Genomic DNA, 18,696 nt, shown 5'->3' with positions numbered 1-18,696 from the left:
CTTTTCCGATTAGCGATAGCGTAGCCCTTGGGCAAGATCAAACATGTGTGCCACAATCTCCGGCCCCATTGCACGTAATCCATTATGTTCGTGAGTATTAGTAATTACTTGTTTAATGTCCGGCAGGACATCTGCAGTGGCCATGGAGAGTTCAAAAGGCACGAAGGCATCACGCACATAAATTGTTGCTGCGCCCTGGGCGCCACTATCACGTAACGTACTTTGGTCAAACAACGCTGGCCACTGCCATGATGCGAGAATACGCATCACTTCGGCCCACGGTTGCCAAGCCGGAACTGTCTCACACCATTCTTGCCGGATATGCTCACCAGTCAAAAGCGTCAGATCGTCACGGAAATCAGTAGGCATCACCCGATCTGCTGACCAATCCGTTATCACCCCGTTTGCTCCACAGGCTTCATGTAATAAGAAATAGAGTGGATTTCGGCCACTAAAAGGAAGAAGGCCTGCCAGATCGTAACGCATTTGCTCAGATTGCGGATCCCACTCAAGCAAGTGATGCAATACCTGCCAGCCCTCATTTCGTCCTAGTTCCATTCCTAGAGAACGAATACGAGATGGTGAGACAACCTCACCATCGGGGAGCACAATATTGCCCGCAGCCGCATTCTCGAGTAACGCTTGCATGCGCTCGCGATCGTGCGGAAAATGCGCATAGTAGTTTTCGGAAAGCCAGCGCATTTTTGAAAATGTTGCCGTATAAAAGTCATCAACATGACCGGTCACTGGTGGTAGCCCGCCGGTGAAAAAGGCATGATGAATAGCCTGTGGATGGCGGCTGAGATAGCACACGGCAGTGAAACCACCAAAACTTTGCCCCAGCACATTCCATTCTTCTGGACGTGCCCCCAGGTGCTTCCGTAGTGCTTCAGCGTCTTCAACAATCGAATCGGCACGGAAATGACTGAGATATTCAGCCACAGCGGGCGCATCCCCACTATCCAATAAGGCAGAAGTTACCGGAGTAGAACGGCCAGTTCCGCGCTGATCAAGCATGACTACGCGGTAATGTTTAAGAGCCTGAGGTAGCCAGCTTGGTGTTGCCGGGCGAGCTGAAACTCGTGGTGCTTCAAAGCCTGGACCACCCTGTAAATACACCAAATATGGCAAGTTTTCGCCGCCATCTCGAGTAATAACTCGAGCAAAAACACAGATCGAGCGGGTGTCCGCGTCGCCGTCGAAAACAAGGGGAACCGTGATCGTATGATCGTCAAGACGTAGCCCTTGAAGATAAGTCGTTTCCATAAAGCTCCTTAAACGAAACGTGCAGTAATCGTTCCCATCCGACCGTAATCACTGAGCACAACATCACCACGCTCAACTGGCATTGCTCGCGTAAAGGACCCGGCAAGAATAATCTCACCAGCATCCAAGAACTGATTTTGCTGTGCCAACGTATTAGCCAGCCACGCAACACCATGTGCTGGATGATTCATCACCCCAGCAGCCACGCCAGTTTCTTCAATAACCTCATTTTTGTAGAGCAATGCCGAAATCCAGCGCATATCAACATCTTCTGGTGGCAATGGGCGACCGCCCATAACCATCGCGCCAAAATAAGAATTATCGGCAACTGAATCAACAACGGTTCGTCCCGGACCGCTAACCCGTGAAGAGAGAATCTCGATAGCTGGAGTAATAAATTCGGTAGCTCGTAGCACGTCATACATCGTCACATGCGGACCTTCAAGACGGTCTTTAAGAATAAAAGCTAATTCGACTTCGACCCGAGGTTTGTTGAACATGTCAAAATCAATCAATGCCGAATTGCTGTAGATCATATCGCGGAAAATCGTGCCATATGTGGGTTCGGTAATTCCTCGGGAATCTTGTGCAGCTCTGGCTGTTAAGCCAATTTTCCAACCAGCGCGATGACGGCCAGCATCAAGTTGTTCTTCAACCCAGGCAGCTTGGATCTCATAAGCATCGTCGAGCGTAGCATGAGGAAGTTGCTCAGAAATACGCGCTAAGAGCTCATGGGTATGTTGTGCTGTACTGAGTTTACGGGCAATATCCGCTGCGAGTGACCTATCCATGCCAGTTTCCTTCCCTGTAGTCCGACGACGATGTGTGCCACGGGCTACGATTGTTTCTCTTGTGCTATTGTGTCACTTTTGTGTCGGTTAATGCTACTGACCACAAAGTGTGCGATCATTCTCAAGACATTTGAGATATAAACCGGGATAATGGGTTACATGGTTACACAATTCAAAACGAAAATGTCTGTGGTTGGTGCGGGATCAGTAGGTACTGCTCTTGCGTATGCGGCGATGTTGCGCGGTTCGGCCAACGTTGTTGCATTATTCGATATTAATAAGACTAAAGTTGATGCTGAAGTCCTTGATCTTGCACACGGTACCCAGTTCATGGCCGGGTCGGAATTGATCGGCGGATCGGATATTACCGTAACCGCAAACTCCGATATTGTGCTTATTACTGCTGGAGCGAAACAGAATCCAGGTCAAACACGGTTAGATTTAGCGGAAAAGAATGCTCATATTCTAGAAAGCTTGATGTCTGACCTTGTTCCGCTATCTCCTAATGCAGTTTTTGTTTTGGTAACAAACCCAGTTGATGTACTGACAGCGGCCGCGGTGAAATTCTCCGGGCTTCCGGAAGGTCGCGTTTTTGGTTCGGGAACAGTGCTTGATTCTTCACGGTTGCGGTGGCTCGTTGGCCGCAAGATTGGCGTTTCGCCACGTTCGGTTCACTCATTGATCGTTGGAGAACACGGCGATAGTGAATTTGCGTTGTGGTCCTCAGCCACCATCGGACAGGTGTCATTGCGTGATTGGCGCAATGCCAAAGGTGAAAAAGTTTTTACTGACGATGTTTTGCATGAGTTAGAACAAGAAGTTATTCACTCTGCCTACAAGATCATTGAAGGTAAAGGAGCCACTAACTACGCCATCGGTGTGGCCGGTGCGCGTATTGTGGAAGCAGTTTTGGGTAACCAGCGAGCTATTTTACCGGTCAGTAGTGTCCTTAACGGCGCTTTTGGAGTTAACGATGTAGCTATGTCTGTACCATGTATCGTTGGAGCAAACGGAGTGGAACGGACGATTGAATTCCCGATGGATACTCAAGAACAGGTACGTTTTGACGCCTCTGTACAAGCCTTGACGTCAGCCCAGCGCAGTATCGGTCTCTAAATTTATCCATAAATGTGTGAGTGGCAGGATTCTTCCTGCCACTCACACATTTATGGATAAAACATTCGTAGAGTAATCTTTTTACTCCGCAGGTGCCTGTGGACCACCGGCCGCGTATTCGTTTGGCGGCAGACCACCAGTGCGCACTGTTCGTGATTTATCGTCATTCCAAACGTATGTTGCAACGGCTGGTTTAGGCATTGTCTTTTCTTCATCGAGATACCAGGTGCGTTCAACCTGAATTTCGTTATCGGACACTCGAGTGACTTTAGGTTCGCCAAGATACGGGCGGGCTTCTGAAGTGCCACTGAAGACGCCATTGTGGAATAGTGCAACTTCATAAGGAGCATCTTTGCTAGGCATCGCCGTCGGGATAACAATCCAAGAAAGCGGCTTGCAGGAATCATACGTACTGGTGTCAGCACTGGCAAAATCCCAATTTTCCGCACTATCTGGCGCTAAACCTTCCCAAGCTGGTGCCAACTCGGTGGCAGCTTGAGCAAGTGCTTCTTCTCCACTAGTCTCGGCACAGTTTGAACATCCAGTAAACGCAAATAACGCGAGAGGTAGGCAAGCGCCAACGCGCACTAAGCTCCAACGAGCCATGATCCCTTCTTCCTAATAAAAGTAGTGACAAAACTACCCAAAATTCTATCACTTGTGAAGGTAAGAATGGCAGGCAAAAGCTGGTATGCCAGTAGGTAGTTCACTGATCAATAAGATGATTAAAGACAGCACTAGGCCGCATCACTTGCGCAAGTTTAACCGGATCTGGATGATAGTAGCCACCTACATCAACTGCTTGTCCTTGAACTGCAAGAAGTTCATCGTCAATATGTGGACTTAACTTAGTCAACTCTGCCGACAACGAAGCAAATGCATTCTGGAGTTCTTCGTCATCATTCTGTTTGGCAAGAGCTTGTGCCCAATACGTTGCAAGCCATAGATGTGAAGAACGATTATCTGGCTCACCAACGTGACGTTGTGCTGAACGTCCGTGCGTCAATACCCGCTCAGTTGCTATATCTAAACAATCGGCAAGAACACGAGCATGATGATTACCAGTTATTTGCCCGCAATGCCGCAACGATTCCGCCACCGCTAAAAACTCACCCAGTGAATCCCACCGCAGATGGTTTTCGTCAATTAATTGTTGAGCCAACTTCGGTGCAGAACCGCCAGCGCCGGTTTCAAATAAACCACCCCCAGCCATCAACGGAACAACGGAAAGCATTTTCGCTGACGTCCCCAGCTCCATAATCGGGAATAAATCAGTTAAATAGTCACGCAAAACATTACCAGTAGCCGAAATAGTATCCAGACCTTTACGCAACCGCTGAAGTGTATGTACCGCTGCCTGACAAGGATCTAAAATACGAATATTAAGACCTTCGGTATTGCAAAGGGATAATGCAGATTCGACTTTCGAGATCATTATTCGATCATGCGCCCGCTGTGAATCAAGCCAAAAAACAACCGGAGTTGATGAAAGGCGCGCCCGCTGAACAGCCAATGAAATCCAGTTATGGATAGGGGCATCTTTGGTCACGCAACTGCGGAAAATGTCGCCCTGATCAACTGGCCGTGACAAAAGCACTCGTCCGTCGTCGTCGATAATATCGACTCGCCCTGAAGCTGGCGCAACGAAAGTTTTATCGTGAGAACCGTACTCTTCAGCTTTTTGCGCCATCAAACCAACGTTCGGAACGCTACCCATCGTAACCGGATCAAACGCGCCGTGAGCTTTACAATCATCAATAACTACCTGATAAATTCCGGCATAAGACGAATCTGGGATGACGGCGAGCGTATCATTTTCCTCCCCAGAAGGACCCCACATTTTTCCGCCATGTCGGATCATCGCTGGCATTGACGCATCAACAATGACATCTGATGGTACGTGAAGATTAGTGATACCTCGATCTGAATTAACCATAGCGAGAGGTCCACTGCTAGCAAGTTCGTCATCAAACGATTCGCGAATATTTCTGCCTTCGGCTACCTGCTCTAATCCGGCGAAGATCGCTCCTAAACCATTGTCTGGTGACAGCTTCAAATCAGCTAATTGACCTTCGAACCGGGCAAAAGTGCGCGGGAAAAAGGCGCGCACAACACGGCCAAAAATCACCGGATCGGAAACTTTCATCATTGTAGCTTTGAGATGAACTGAAAAGAGTAGGTTTGATTCCTTAGCTTGGGCAACACAGGTGGCCAAAAAACGATCGAGCTGGGCAATACTCATGACGCTGGCATCGATGATATCGCCAGTAGTCAGGGGAATTGCGGTTCTTATTTTTTGTGCAGGGCCATCGTTCGGTTGAAACACGATGCTGGCATTCAGCGGCTGGTCAACCAGGTAAGAAACCTCATTATGTTTAAAATCTCCGCTGTCCATTGTGGCAACGCGGGTGCGTGAATCGGCTGACCATGGAGCCATCGAATGTGGATGAGTACGGGCGTAATTTTTCACTGCTCGCGGGGCGCGGCGGTCCGAATTACCCTCTCGTAAAACGGGATTAACTGCAGAGCCGATAACTGAATCATAACGGGCTCGAATGTCATGTTCTAGGTCAGTAACTGGTGAGACTGGGTAATCTGGGAGCTCATATCCATGATTTTGCAGCTCGCTGATAGCTGCGTGCAACTGGGGCAAAGAAGCAGAAATATTGGGAAGTTTAATAATGTTGGCTTCTCGGCGTTGAGTTAATGCGCTTAATTCGCTTAGTGTATCGGCCTGGCGTAGATGCTCGGGAAGATAGTGGCTGAGGGCAGCAATAATTCGGCCAGAAAGGGATATGTCTCGCGCCACGATATCAATTCCGCCTTTGCGTGTGAACGCAGAAATGATTGGCAAAAGGGAGGCGGAAGCGAGCATGGGTGCCTCGTCAGTATGGGTGTAAATAATATGAGCCATGGTTGTTCTCCCTTGAACGAGACAGTCGCTAACAATAAATGTCTTGATGTAAAGATTATCAGGAATGAAGAGAAATGTGGGCTGAATCAACATGGAGATGTGAGTTTGATTGCCAAAAGGCGATTTGTGACTATCGCACTAGGGAAAAGTTAAGGGTGATTGGTAGTTTTGGAATGCATACATGATAGTGCGCGCTGACATTTGCGTAATACTAGGAGGCAGCAATGGCAACATGGAATGATGGCCCTGGCGTCATTACCCTCCCGTCGGGACGTCGAATCCGGGGACGTTCATGGCGCGTTGCTGTTGAAGAACAGGCTGATATCTCAATCGTTTTAACAACCTCAGTGGGTAACCGATTTGGCGCGTCTACCGTACGGTCACACGCCGGGCAAACCATAACAATTGATTGGCCAGATTATCGCTTGCCGCGCCGCCCTGCCCAGGCTCTCCAAACACTGCGTGAAGCGTGGAACGATGCAGTGGATAGGAAAATTGAAATAACTTGCGCTGGCGGAGTTGGACGAACCGGTACGGCACTCGCGATTCTTGCGGTTTTTGACGGTATGGATCCCCATGATGCGATCGACTTCATCCAGCGCGAGTACAATCCAGAATCGGTAGCATCTCCAGCCCAACGTGCATTTGTGATGGATCTTGGCTCAGACGTCAACTAAATACGTTTTAGATGAAAGCGTAAAGTGCGCGTTTTGTGACCGTGGCATATCACTCAACTTTGTCAATATAGGCTCGATGAATATGAGATTTTCCGATAAGTGCGCGATACTTGTGCCATGATCGATGATAAGGTAACACCGATAAGTCCTGAACGCCATGTCTTTGAAACTTTGGCGGCGCTCAGTGTTGCCAGTGAAGAGATCGAATCATACGGATCAGATCCTGCCCAATACATTGAATGGTATGGCCCAGCGGACGGACAAACTCTCGTCTTTATCTCAGGCGGTGGATACCGCACCCCAATTTCTCTTGCTTATGCGCGGCCAGCGGCATTGGCTCTGGGGGAAGAAGGCTATCGAGTTGCTCTTGTTGAAGTCCGCAAAGAACACGGAAATCCTAATGTGACCTTGGCAGATATCGCCACGTTATCACGCCGTCCAGATCTTGCCTCAGCAACGTGGATCGGCCACTCTTTCGGCGCCACCCTAGCAATTGACGTTGCTCTCGATCCGGAACTGCCGCCCACTAAAGCTATCGGTCTGGCGCCATTTTGCCAATTAACAGCAAATATTAACGGTCGGGAAGATCCGCTGGGTATTACCTCGTGGATCGGTGGCACACCTGAAGATCTGCCACACATGTATGCTCGGTTAGATCCCATGACCCGAATGAATGAGCTTGGTGAAGCCGGATATGCCGCCGGCGGGTTAAACATCCAAGTCATCCATGGTGAAGATGATCAAACAATTCCGGTATCCTTAGTCAAACAACATTCGGCAACTCCAATCAGAATTGCCATTGTTCCCGGGGCTAACCACGCAGATGTTGTCCGTCCCGGACATGATGCATGGCTTTTCCTCCTCGGAGCGCTACGGGCAGACTAAACCGTAAAGGATTAGACTACAAGGTATGAATTACCTTGATCGTTTTACTCCATTAACTTATGCCCAAGCTTTCGGTGATTTCATCACCCAATCGCCTACCTCCTATCATGCAGCCGAAAATGTTGCTCATCAGCTAACCGAAGCTGGATTTACTCGCGTTGATCAACACGACCAATGGTCAAATGCTACCCGCGCGGTGATGGTTGTTAGTGGCGCGGTTATCGCTTGGCAACTACCGGAAAAATTTAGTCTGCAAAGTGGCGCACGTATTATTGGCTCCCACACGGATTCGCCGTCGTTCAAAATTAAGCCAGTAGCTACATCAACTGCCGCTGGTTATTCCCAAGTCAACGTCGAAGTCTATGGCGGCCCACTCCTGAACTCTTGGCTTAATCGTGACCTCGGAATTGCCGGTCAGATCGTCACCACAGACGGCGAACGTCATTTAGTGAAAACCGATGCCCTGATGACAATTCCACAACTAGCACCGCATTTGGATCGTAGCCAAAATGACGAATTAAAACTTTCCCGCCAGCTCGATTATCATCCTATTTGGGCAGTATCTGAAGCTGACGTCATGGCTCATGTGTGTGTCAGCGATGGTATCGATCCAGCAAGTGTGGCCGGTGCTGACCTCTACGCTTATGACACCGCTCCCTATCGCATTTATGGCGGAGCGGATGGCGAAGACTTCTTCTGCGCCGGACGCCAAGATAACCTCACCTCGGTTTTTGCTTCACTACAAGCCTTTTTATCCGTCGCTGAAGATGGGGGACAAACAGATGATGTCCTCGTCTTTGTAGCTTTTGATCATGAAGAAGTTGGATCAGGGACGCCAACAGGCGCCAGTGGGCCAATCCTCGAAAGTACATTGCGGCGAATCGTTGCCGCCTCGCCGATAGCGGGAGACGAAGGATATTGGCGCTTTATTGCACAATCTTCATGTATCTCAGCTGATGCTGGGCATGCGGTTAATCCGAACAAGATGGACAAACATGACCCAGCCCACCACCCAATCTTAGGTGGCGGACCGTTACTTAAAATTAACGCCCAACAACGTTACGCGACTGATGCGATCGGTTCGGCTACATGGTTACGGGCGGCACATCAGGCTGGCGTGAGCACCCAAGAGTTCGTCTCTAATAACGATGTGCCATGCGGAACCACTATTGGTCCGCTAACCGCAACCCGGTTTGGGATGACTACCGTGGATGTTGGTGTGGCAATGCTTTCGATGCATTCCGTACGAGAAATCACTAATCCTGCTGATTTGCTCGGTATGGCTCGTATTCTTGAAGCCTACTGGATGGGTGCATGAAACCACACTACAATCCAGCCTACTCGCTGGACATGGCCGCGCATTCGCATGGGCAACGCTTCGCTATTCACTATGGGGAAACATCCTATACTGTGTTAGAGGCTACGCTGATAACGAAACAACTAGCGGCTATGCTAGGCGATATCGGTGTCGGGCAGGGCGATCGAGTTGCTCTGATTGCACGCAATAGTCCTTATCACATGTTGCTTCACGTAGCTTGCGCGCGGATTGGGGCAGTGTTTGTTCCTATCTCGTATCGTTTTGCTGGCCCAGAGCTAGCGGACGTGCTGGATTTTGCGCAACCGCGAGTAGTAGTGGCCGATCTGGAAAGTTCACGTATTCAGAAACGTCATGGTGTTTCATATTTTGTTATTGATGACGACGTCGAGTTCTCGTCATTAACGAATGGTTACCCCAAAGGGTTTCAGGGATTGTCGGCATGTTATCGAAAAAGCCACCCTATGGAGGCTACTGCGTGGAAGACTGGCTTGGCGGTAGATACTAATGTTTCAGAGGTAGATGGCGGAGCTATGCTTTTTACTTCCGGTTCAACCGGCCGGCCGAAAGCGGTCTATCTTACTCATGAACAACTGTGGTGGGGTTCGCAGAATTTTCGGGAAGGATTTGAGTATTCTAACCACGATGTTGAACTGGTGACGGTTCCGCTCACCCATATTGGTGGTTTTAATGGCACTACTTTGGATCTTTTTTCGCATGGCGGAACGATTGTGATCGTCCGGGAATTCGATCCGGGGAGGGTTTTACAGGAGCTTGAGCGGCATCGAGTGGCGATGATGTTTGCGGTGCCAACAATGTATTCAGCATTATTGGCACACCCGGATTTCTCCCAGCGGGACTTGACTGCTTTCCGGTTGCCTTTGATTGGTGGTGCGATCTGTCCTCCGGCGCTTTTGGCGCGCATGGAAGAGAGCGGTTTACGTCCATTAAATGTGTGGGGAATGACGGAAACGGGTGGTGCTGGGTTTATGCTATCGCAAGATTTGCTCGCCCAAGCGCGCGGTTCGATCGGTTCTCCGTTCGCCCATGTTAGCGCCAAGATAATCGATGAATTTGGGCAAGAAGCAGATACTGGTGAGTTAGTTATTAGCGGACCTCATGTGGTTCATAGCTACTGGAACGATCCTAGTTTTACCGCTGAAGCTTTTCGTGACGGTTGGCTGCTGACTGGGGATATGGCACGCCGTGATGCGGAGGGGCACGTGTGGATTGTGGGTCGCACGCGCTATCAAATCAATACCGGTGGGGAAAAGGTCATTCCGGAAGAAGTATCAAGCGTATTGCTTCAGATGCCACAGATTGTAGATGCAGCAGTTGTTGGTATCCCAGATGAAACGTGGGGAGAGGCAGTCGCAGCAGCGATTGTTGTCAAACCGGGGGAGCAAGCCCCGGATCTAGGTACTATACGAGATTTTGTGGCAAGTCATATTGCGCGATATAAAGCGCCTCGGGCGGTCTGTGTTGTGCCGAGTTTGCCAACTAATGCCAATGGTAAAACTGATATGGCACAAATCAAGAAAATGTGCCTTGATGCCCGAAAGGGATAGCTAATACATAATCTCAAAGGGGTGGGCCGCAAAATATTTTGCGGCCCACCCCTTTGACGTCTGCAATCATAGGCCCCGGGCAATAAGCGTTGCGGCTTCCTGCCGAGCATGTCCGCCACCAACGCCGAGTCCTTGGGCTGAGCTAGCTCCGATAGCTTTGAGGTTGTCAGGAATCTCCCAGCCCTTATGCGCCATGGCCCGCGCCCATAGCGAGCCGGAACGATATGACGAGCGAACAAGCGGACCGGCCATAATTCCTGCAAATCCCATCTCATAACCAATCGTGGATAGCTCAACGAATTCTTGTGGCTTGACCCAGCGATCAATAGGATGATGCAACGGTGAGGGGCGTAAGTATTGGGTGATGGTCAACAAATCGCAGTGAGCATCTTTAAGGTCTTGCATGGCGGCAATGATCTCGTCGCGTGTTTCTCCCATGCCAAGAATTAAATTAGATTTGGTAATCAGCCCTGATTCTGAAGCAAACGTGATGAGGTCCAAGGAACGTTCATAACGGAATGCGGGTCGGATCTTTTTGAAGATACGGGGAACAGTTTCAAGATTATGTGCTAATACCTCGGGGCGTGATTCAAAGACCTGAGCGAGGGATTTTTCCCCGCCACGCATGTCGTCGATGAGTAGTTCAACGCCTGTTGTGGGTGACATCCGGTGGATTTGCCGGCAGGTTTCGGCGTAGAGCCAGGAGGCGCCGTCGTCGAGGTCATCACGCGTCACTCCGGTAACGGTGACGTAGTTGAGGCGCATATTCACAACGGACTCAGCAATACGCCGGGGTTCATCTTGATCATAAGACGTGGGGCGGCCGGTTTTAATAAAACAGAAGTCACAACGCCGAGTGCAAATATCGCCACCGATCAGGAAGGATGCTTCACGGTCTTCCCAGCATTCGTAAATATTGGGGCAGTTTGCTTCAGCGCATACGGTGTGAAGGCTTGCTCCTTCCATGCGGTTGCGCATATCTGTGTATTCGGCACCGACGGTAGCAGTGGTCTTAATCCAGCTAGGCTTTTTTTCGATGGGGGTTTCGCGGTTGCGTTCTTCAACACGTAATAGTTTGCGGTGTTCGGGATTCACCCGATCTGCGACTGCCATGACGCCTCCTTGTTGTGCGGTTTTGCGCCGGTATCAGCTTTCCATGATACGCCGGTTCGCTGGGGAATAGCAGGATGATGATTGCGGGCTTCCATTAAAAGTTGAGCGGGCTGTGGGTGAGCGGTGACGACGGTGTCGGGACGTGCAAGGAACTGCTGGTATGCATCACTAAGCGCCGGAACGAGAAGATCTGCAGTATCAGTTAGTGTGGTGTGGATGCCGAGCTGAGCTAGCGACGTGACGCCGGCATCGGTGATTCCACAGGGGATGATGCGCATAAAACGATCCAGATTAGTGGTGACGTTGAAAGCCATTCCGTGCATGGTGGCGTCATTGGCGAATTTAATTCCGATAGCGCAAATCTTGGATTCAATACCGGTTGGCATCTGTTGTGCTGGTATCCATACGCCAGAGCGCCCGGAAACGGCAGTCGCGGCTACACCGAGTGGTTGTATTGCGGAAATAAGGGTGTTTTCAGTAGTGCGTACAAAGGCAACAACGTCTTTCGGCGGCTTCACCTTAACAATGGGATAAATCACGAGTTGGCCAGGGCCATGATAGGTGACGGAGCCGCCGCGATCCATGGTGATGACAGGAACGTCGTCGTTCGGAATGTCTTGTGGTTGAGTGCGTCGGCCAGCAGTGTATGTATGGTCTGATTCCCACACGATGATGGAGTCAGGAGCTTGGAGGCTAGCCACTTTTTCGTGGATGTAGCGCTGTAAAGTGTCAACCTGCATATAAGGCAGGGGACCGTGATCGAGAAGATTTATGATCTGCACACTCCAAGCCTAGACCGGGACGTTGGTCATGCGCGAATTTAAGTGAGCAACCCCAAAGAAAACCGCCAATGAATACATATAGATAATGGTGGATAACTATGACTAAGTGATCACAGTCGGGCTATCGAATGGAATTTCACCCTCAAACTCACGCTAGAATGTGTTTCGAAGTATTCTTTCGGTATACACTCCACTGATAAGAGAATAAGAAAACCGGTGTTTTATCGTCCCTGCGAGGCGGAGAACACCGCCGGACAGAAAGCCTCGCATGTTAAAGTTCATTCTTAGGCGATTGCTGAACTATCTGCTCTTGCTGGTAGTAGCGGTCACCCTTGCCTACTTTATTGCCGGCACGCAGCTGGATCCACGCTCGATGCTTATCGAAGCGGAGATTACCTCTGGTAAGAACATTCCGTACGAGCAAGTAGTTCGCACGGTCGATGAGCGTCTAACTGGATGGAACATTAATCCAACTGATCCGATTCTTGATCGGTTTGTTAACTGGGTTGGCATGATCAGCCACTGGGACTGGGGTTATTCTCCTCAAGGTGCCAGTGTTAACGCCGAAATTGCTAATCGTGTTCCTATTTCACTGCAGCTTGTTTTCCTTGGATTCTTCATCGGAATTATCGGCGGCGTCGCACTGGGTGCGTGGGCGGCAGTTAACCAGTACTCTAAGCGGGATCGGATTATTTCTATTGCGGCAATGGTTATTATCTCCACTCCAGCGATGGTGATTGCTGTTTTCTTGCAAATTGGGGCAACCTATGCCAACCAGGCTGCGGGATACCAGATATTTAACTTCGTGGGGCCAACATCGGCGATACCGCCAGATGGATTTTTCTTACAGCTTGTAGACCGCTTGCAGCATTTGTTATTGCCAACGATTTCTATGGCGCTGTCATCAGTCGCTTCTTATTCGCGTATCCAGCGTAATTTGATGCTTGATACTTTAGGAGCTGATTATGTGCGGACAGCTCGGGCAAAGGGCGTTCGCTTTGGAACTGCGATTCGTAAGCATGCCTTGCGCACAGCGCTTATTCCGATTGCAACATACTTCGCTTTTGGAATTGCCACATTGATTTTAGGTGCGGCAATTACCGAACAGGTATATGGCTGGAATGGTATGGGTATCTATTCAGTGGGCACAATTACTGGATCTGATATCAATGGAACCGCTGCGGTAGTTGCCTTTGCTGGTACCTGTACACTTACTGGTGCTTTCCTTTCTGATGTTGCGATTTCGATGGTTGATCCTCGAGTAAGGGTGGGATGATGAATACCGAACACTCCCCAATGGTCAGTCAGGCTGACGTCGATGCAGTACAAGCTGCGCTCAATGAGGACGCTCGGGTCCGAATGGAAAGTAGCCATCGCTACACCCGTGGGCAACTGATTCGCCGTCGTTTCCTTCGTAACTGGACTGCAGTTCTGGGCGTTTTCATGCTGATCGGCGTTATTCTTTTTGCGCTTTTTGGCTCCTATTTAACTCCGTGGGATTACCTAACTCGTGATCGCACGGCACCGTTGCAGGCGCCATCTCCAAACCACTGGTTTGGTACTGATAACCGTGGGCGAGACCTTTTTGCCCTCACGGTTGAAGGTTTGCGCACCTCGTTGATGATTGGTTTTTCAGTTGCGTTTTTACAAACTGGCTGGGCCGCACTTTTCGGTTCGTCAATTGCTTACTTCGGTAAGTGGGTTGATCGGGCCGGATCGTGGATTATTGACTTGATGCTCGTCATTCCTTCTTTCTTGCTGATCGCAGTTATTAACCAACGGCTTGGCGGAAAATCTGGATCTATTCCAGTACTCATCTTCCTACTTGCGCTTTTTGGCTGGATGCTTACCGCTCGTGTGGTTCGCTCCATGACGATGTCAGTTAAGAATCTTGATTATGTTCATGCTGCGCAGTACATGTCTGTGCCACCGTTTGTAGTTATTACGCGGCACATTATTCCGAATATTTCCTCGTTGCTCATTATTGACTTTACGTTGGGTATTGCGGGTGCCGTACTAGCTGAAACCACATTGTCTTACTTTGGCCTTGGTATCAAGGATCCACAGATTTCTCTTGGTGGTTTGATTGGCTTGGGCCAGTCTTCCGCATTGACCCATTCGTGGCTATTTGTGCCACCGGCGTTAGTGTTGGTCTTTATGCTGGTGTCAGTGAATTTTATTGGTGATGGTTTGCGTGACGCGATTGATCCTACTTCTAAGTCCGGAGGGAAAGCATGAGTAAGAAAAAGGATGCTACGACATTTGAATCGAGCGATCTTCCTCAGGCACAGCCAGGCGTTCCCATTGTCGATGTTACCGATCTCCATGTTCGTTTCCCTTCCGAAGACGGTGTTGTGCACGCAGTGCGTGGTGTTAACTTCTCGGTGAATTCTGGTGAAGTTTTGGGTATTGTTGGCGAGTCTGGTTCGGGAAAGTCAGTCACGTCAATGGCGATCATGGGGTTACTTGATCAATCGGCGCAGGTTGATGGCTCGGTAAAACTCCATGGCACCGAAGTGCTAGGTCGCTCCGATGCGTATATGTCGCAGGTGCGCGGCAAAACAGTTGCCATGGTCTTCCAGGATCCGCTTTCCGCATTGACGCCTGTCTATACTATTGGTGATCAGATTGTTGAAGCGCTCAAAGTTCATGATCCTGACTTAAATGAAGCCCAGGGGAAAGAACGGGCCATTGAATTATTGACGATGGTTGGTATTCCGAACCCAGAGATTCGTATTAAGGCATTCCCGCATGAGTTTTCTGGTGGTATGCGTCAGCGTGCCATGATTGCAATGGCGATTGCTAATAAGCCAGAACTCATTATTGCGGATGAGCCGACAACCGCACTGGATGTTACGATTCAAGCCCAGATTCTCGATGTGCTTCGGCAAGCACAAAAAGAGCTCGGTGCTGCCGTTATCATGATTACCCACGATCTTGGTGTTGTTGCTGGTTTGGCCGATAAGGTTGCCGTAATGTATGCCGGGCGGGTTGTTGAATCTGGCTCTGTTGATGAGATTTTCTACCATTCGGCTATGCCGTACACGATTGGTTTGCTCGGTTCGTTACCGCGTTTGGATTCGAAGAAGGAATACCAGTTAGCAGCTGTTGAAGGTAATCCGCCGTCGATGCTCTTTGAGCCTACGGGCTGCCCGTTCGCAGCACGCTGTCCAGTTGCGCAACCACATTGCCTTGATGGCGAGCCTGTTCTGGCGGATGTTAAATCTGCTGATTCGCATCGGCATCGTGTTGCTTGTAAGCGTGCTGAAGAAATTCGTCACGAGTCGCGTAAATACACCGATATTTATCCATTGCCAGCAGCTGTGCCGCCCCCGTTTGCGGCCCCGCGTGAAGAGCGCGAAGAAGTTTTGCGCGTTGAAGGTATGACGCGGTACTTCCCGCTGATGAAGGGTTCTGTTTTCCGTCGTCAAGTGGGTACAGTGCATGCAGTAGATGGCATTGACTTAGATATTCGCGCCGGTGAAACCCTTGGTTTAGTTGGTGAGTCCGGTTCGGGCAAGACGACGACGCTGATGCAAGTTCTTGATCTTGTTAAGCCGCAAAACGGCAAAATTGTTGTCATGGGTGAAGACACTACTCAGCTTAGTCGCAGTGATCGCAAGCGAATTCGTAAAGATCTGCAAGTTGTTTTCCAAGATCCGATGGCTTCGTTGGATCCACGATTCCCGGTCTTTGACATTATCGCAGAGCCATTGCGTTACGGTGGCTGGAAGAAAGAAGATATTCCAGGACGGGTCGAAGAATTGATGAAGATGGTTGGTTTAGAGCCAGCACACGTCAATCGTTACCCGCGTAATTTCTCCGGTGGTCAGCGCCAGCGTATCGGTATTGCTCGTGCGCTTGCACTTGAGCCGAAACTCTTGATCTTGGACGAGCCGGTTTCCGCGCTTGACGTTTCGATTCAGGCAGGTGTTATTAACTTGCTTGATGAATTGCGTTCGAAGATGTCTCTATCGTACTTGTTCGTTGCACACGATTTATCTGTTATTCGTCATATCGCTGATCGTGTTGCTGTTATGTATCTGGGCAAGATCGTTGAAGTTGGCGATGTGAATTCCGTGTTCGAAGCTCCGCAACATCCTTATACTCAGGCATTGCTTTCAGCGATTCCGATTCCTGATCCACACAAGGAACGTAATCGTGACCGTATTTTGCTTGAGGGTGATTTACCATCGCCGGCAAATCCGCCTAAGGGGTGCCGATTTGTGACGCGATGCCCGTTGTATAAGACGTTAGGAGCGGCAGAACAAACGCAATGCGATGCCCATCATCCACCTTTCCAAGAATTGGGCGGGGATCATAAGGCTGCGTGTTACTATCCGCGTACCGTTAATCTTTTCTAGGGTGGAGTAAGTTTTACGACACTAAAATACATCTGAGCCGGTAAAACACTTTACTGGCTCAGATGTATTTTAGTACACATTTCTTCAAAAATGAGTAAAATAATTTACCTTTTTTTTAAATCTAGACTAGGCTAAAGGGTATCACTCCAAATTCTTGTCGGAGTTATGTCCCAGAGGAGGACCATATGACAATTAAGAAAGCAGGCTTTGCTTTAGTAGCAGCCTCCGCGCTTGTACTCAGCGCGTGTTCCGGCCCAGCGTCGTCGGAATCGTCAGAAGGCGGCAAGTCCGCCGCTCTACCGACGTCGGATGTTAACCGCGTCGATTCTGCAAAGCTCAAGGATGGCGGCGATCTTCGTCTTGCTATCGCAGCGATGCCAACGAATTTCAACCCACTTCACGTCAACGGTAACAACGTTGAAGTAAGCGATATGTACGCCAAGATTTCTGGTGGCAACCTCATTTTCGCTGAAGATGGCACGTGGGATGTCAATAAGGATTATCTAGAGTCCTACAATGTTGAGAAGAAGGAAGACGGCGATTCTAAGATGACCGTTACCCTCGAACTCAACCCAGAAGCTAAGTGGAATGATGGCACCCCGATTTCGGTTGCTGACTACCAGGCAAACTGGAATGCATGTAAGTCGGATGATACCGGCTTTGACTGTGCATCAACTGACGGTTGGGAGCACATCGTCTCTATCGAACAGGGTAAGGACGAATTTGAAGTTATCGCTAAGTTCGATCGTGAATACCCAGACTGGTCATCAGTCCTCAGTGGCGCACTGCCAGCTGCAGGTACCTCCGATCCAGCTATGTTCAATGAAGGCTGGGTTCCAGATGTCAACGTTCTGAACAACCTTATTTCTGGTCCGTTCAAGTTTAAGAGCATTGACCAGGGTACCAAGCGTATTACTCTTGAGCGTAATGACATGTGGTGGGGCGAAAAGCCAAAGCTAGATACTATTACGATCTCAGTTCTTGATAACAAGGCACAAGCAAACGCCTTTGCTAATAACGAGCTCGACGTCGTTGACCAAATCATTGATGCCGCAACCTATGAGCTAGTTAAGGGCCGCCAGAACGCTGCAATTAAGCAGTCGGCTTCAACCTCTTGGCGCCACATCACCCTCAACTCTAACGCTGAGGCACTCAAGGACGTTAAGGTTCGCCAAGCAGTACAAAAGGGTATTGACTCGGCAGACTTCCTGACCACTGACATGGCTGGTCTCCCAGTTGAAGGACTCGATCTTTCGCTTGGTAACCACTTCTTCATGCCAGGCCAGGCCGGATACGAAGATCACTCAGTGAAGTTCGATCCAGAAGGCGCAATGAAGGATCTGGAAGATCTCGGTTACAAGATGAACGAGACCACCAAGTTCTTCGAAAAGGACGGCAAGGAACTTTCCTTTAAGTTCACCCGTCTAACTGGTATTCCAACATCCGAATCTGCTGCTGCGCTCTTTAAGGAGCACATGAAGAACATCGGTATTAATGTTGTCTTCGCTGATGTACCGCCATCAGAATTCTCCAATGTCCTTGAGGCTGGCGAATTTGAGTCAATCGCATTCGGTTGGCGCGGAACGCCATACCCAATGGCGAACATCGGTCAGATTTACGGCACTGGTTCAGCTTCGAACTTCTCCATGGTTTCCGATCCAAAGATTGACGAATACGTCGAAAAGATCTCCGCTGAAACTGATAACGAGAAGCGTATCGAGATGACCAATGAAGTCGATAAGATCATTTGGGACAACGTTATGACCATCCCGCTCTACTACCGTGCAAGCCTCACCGCTGTTCCAGCCAACTTGGCTAACTACGGTGCGAAGGCCTTCGAGACCTTCCTTCCAGAGAAGATCGGCTACACCGAGTGAGCATCCTAATGTGTTAAGGCACACCTAG

Annotated in this window: 15 protein-coding genes; 9 read left to right on the top strand and 6 right to left on the bottom strand. The window is 49.6% G+C overall.

What is annotated here, in order from left to right:
• Positions 1-9: 9 nt before the first annotated feature.
• Together HC352_RS07500 and HC352_RS07495 are read right to left on the bottom strand one after the other, a co-directional pair.
• Positions 10-1,266 carry an alpha/beta fold hydrolase gene (locus HC352_RS07500; protein ID WP_168918293.1) on the bottom strand — a complete coding sequence of 419 codons (1,257 nt, stop codon included), beginning with the start codon at positions 1,264-1,266 and terminating at the stop codon, positions 10-12.
• 8 nt (positions 1,267-1,274) lie between these two features.
• Positions 1,275-2,057, bottom strand: coding sequence for a 2-keto-4-pentenoate hydratase (locus HC352_RS07495; RefSeq protein WP_168918292.1), 783 nt, complete (start codon positions 2,055-2,057; stop codon positions 1,275-1,277).
• A 159-nt stretch (positions 2,058-2,216) separates the two neighbouring features.
• On the opposite strand from HC352_RS07495, the gene HC352_RS07490 reads away from it, so the two are divergent.
• Positions 2,217-3,173 (top strand): L-lactate dehydrogenase, encoded by a 957-nt coding sequence (locus HC352_RS07490; protein WP_168918291.1) that lies wholly within the window; start codon positions 2,217-2,219, stop codon positions 3,171-3,173.
• Positions 3,174-3,254: 81 nt separating this feature from the next.
• Here HC352_RS07490 and HC352_RS07485 read toward each other — a convergent pair whose 3' ends face one another.
• Both HC352_RS07485 and HC352_RS07480 read right to left on the bottom strand, forming a co-directional pair.
• On the bottom strand, positions 3,255-3,779 hold the full coding sequence (locus HC352_RS07485) for an LppP/LprE family lipoprotein (protein ID WP_168918290.1): 525 nt from the start codon (positions 3,777-3,779) through the stop codon (positions 3,255-3,257).
• Between the two features lie 100 nt (positions 3,780-3,879).
• The gene (locus tag HC352_RS07480) at positions 3,880-6,087 is read right to left on the bottom strand and encodes an NADP-dependent isocitrate dehydrogenase (RefSeq protein WP_168918289.1); all 2,208 of its coding nucleotides are present in this window, start codon (positions 6,085-6,087) and stop codon (positions 3,880-3,882) included.
• A 224-nt stretch (positions 6,088-6,311) separates the two neighbouring features.
• On the opposite strand from HC352_RS07480, the gene HC352_RS07475 reads away from it, so the two are divergent.
• The 4 genes from HC352_RS07475 (at position 6,312) to HC352_RS07460 (ending at position 10,532) form a co-directional block, all read left to right on the top strand.
• The gene (locus HC352_RS07475) at positions 6,312-6,764 is read left to right on the top strand and encodes a protein-tyrosine phosphatase family protein (protein WP_168918288.1); all 453 of its coding nucleotides are present in this window, start codon (positions 6,312-6,314) and stop codon (positions 6,762-6,764) included.
• 117 nt (positions 6,765-6,881) lie between these two features.
• Positions 6,882-7,649, top strand: a complete 768-nt coding sequence (locus HC352_RS07470) for an alpha/beta hydrolase family protein (protein WP_168918287.1) — start codon at positions 6,882-6,884, stop codon at positions 7,647-7,649.
• A 25-nt stretch (positions 7,650-7,674) separates the two neighbouring features.
• Complete coding sequence (locus HC352_RS07465; protein WP_168918286.1) at positions 7,675-8,967, top strand: M18 family aminopeptidase; 1,293 nt, start codon at positions 7,675-7,677, stop codon at positions 8,965-8,967.
• A complete protein-coding gene (locus HC352_RS07460) occupies positions 8,964-10,532 on the top strand; it encodes a class I adenylate-forming enzyme family protein (protein WP_168918285.1) in 1,569 nt (522 codons plus the stop codon). Before HC352_RS07465 ends, HC352_RS07460 begins: the two co-directional genes overlap by 4 nt.
• A gap of 66 nt (positions 10,533-10,598) precedes the next feature.
• Here HC352_RS07460 and HC352_RS07455 read toward each other — a convergent pair whose 3' ends face one another.
• Together HC352_RS07455 and lipB are read right to left on the bottom strand one after the other, a co-directional pair.
• Positions 10,599-11,645: a lipoyl synthase gene (locus HC352_RS07455; protein WP_168918284.1), complete on the bottom strand. Its 1,047-nt coding sequence runs from the start codon at positions 11,643-11,645 to the stop codon at positions 10,599-10,601.
• The gene (gene lipB, locus HC352_RS07450; protein WP_168918283.1) at positions 11,624-12,427 is read right to left on the bottom strand and encodes a lipoyl(octanoyl) transferase LipB; all 804 of its coding nucleotides are present in this window, start codon (positions 12,425-12,427) and stop codon (positions 11,624-11,626) included. The genes HC352_RS07455 and lipB overlap by 22 nt, the downstream gene beginning before the upstream one ends.
• Before the next feature lie 268 nt (positions 12,428-12,695).
• Between lipB and HC352_RS07445 the strand changes: the two genes are divergently transcribed.
• The 4 genes from HC352_RS07445 to HC352_RS07430 all read left to right on the top strand — a co-directional run bounded on the left by HC352_RS07445 (position 12,696) and on the right by HC352_RS07430 (position 18,668).
• Positions 12,696-13,703: an ABC transporter permease gene (locus tag HC352_RS07445; RefSeq protein WP_168918282.1), complete on the top strand. Its 1,008-nt coding sequence runs from the start codon at positions 12,696-12,698 to the stop codon at positions 13,701-13,703.
• The gene (locus HC352_RS07440; RefSeq protein ID WP_168918281.1) at positions 13,700-14,665 is read left to right on the top strand and encodes an ABC transporter permease; all 966 of its coding nucleotides are present in this window, start codon (positions 13,700-13,702) and stop codon (positions 14,663-14,665) included. The genes HC352_RS07445 and HC352_RS07440 overlap by 4 nt, the downstream gene beginning before the upstream one ends.
• Positions 14,662-16,791 (top strand): ABC transporter ATP-binding protein, encoded by a 2,130-nt coding sequence (locus HC352_RS07435; RefSeq protein ID WP_168918280.1) that lies wholly within the window; start codon positions 14,662-14,664, stop codon positions 16,789-16,791. Before HC352_RS07440 ends, HC352_RS07435 begins: the two co-directional genes overlap by 4 nt.
• A 185-nt stretch (positions 16,792-16,976) precedes the next feature.
• A complete protein-coding gene (locus HC352_RS07430) occupies positions 16,977-18,668 on the top strand; it encodes an ABC transporter family substrate-binding protein (protein WP_168918279.1) in 1,692 nt (563 codons plus the stop codon).
• Positions 18,669-18,696 lie beyond the last annotated feature (28 nt).

The sequence above is a fragment of the Arcanobacterium buesumense genome, assembly GCF_012563545.1.
Classification (GTDB): domain Bacteria; phylum Actinomycetota; class Actinomycetes; order Actinomycetales; family Actinomycetaceae; genus Arcanobacterium; species Arcanobacterium buesumense.
The sequence above is the reverse complement of the archived record's forward strand: the minus strand, read 5'-3'. Positions and strand labels throughout refer to the sequence as shown.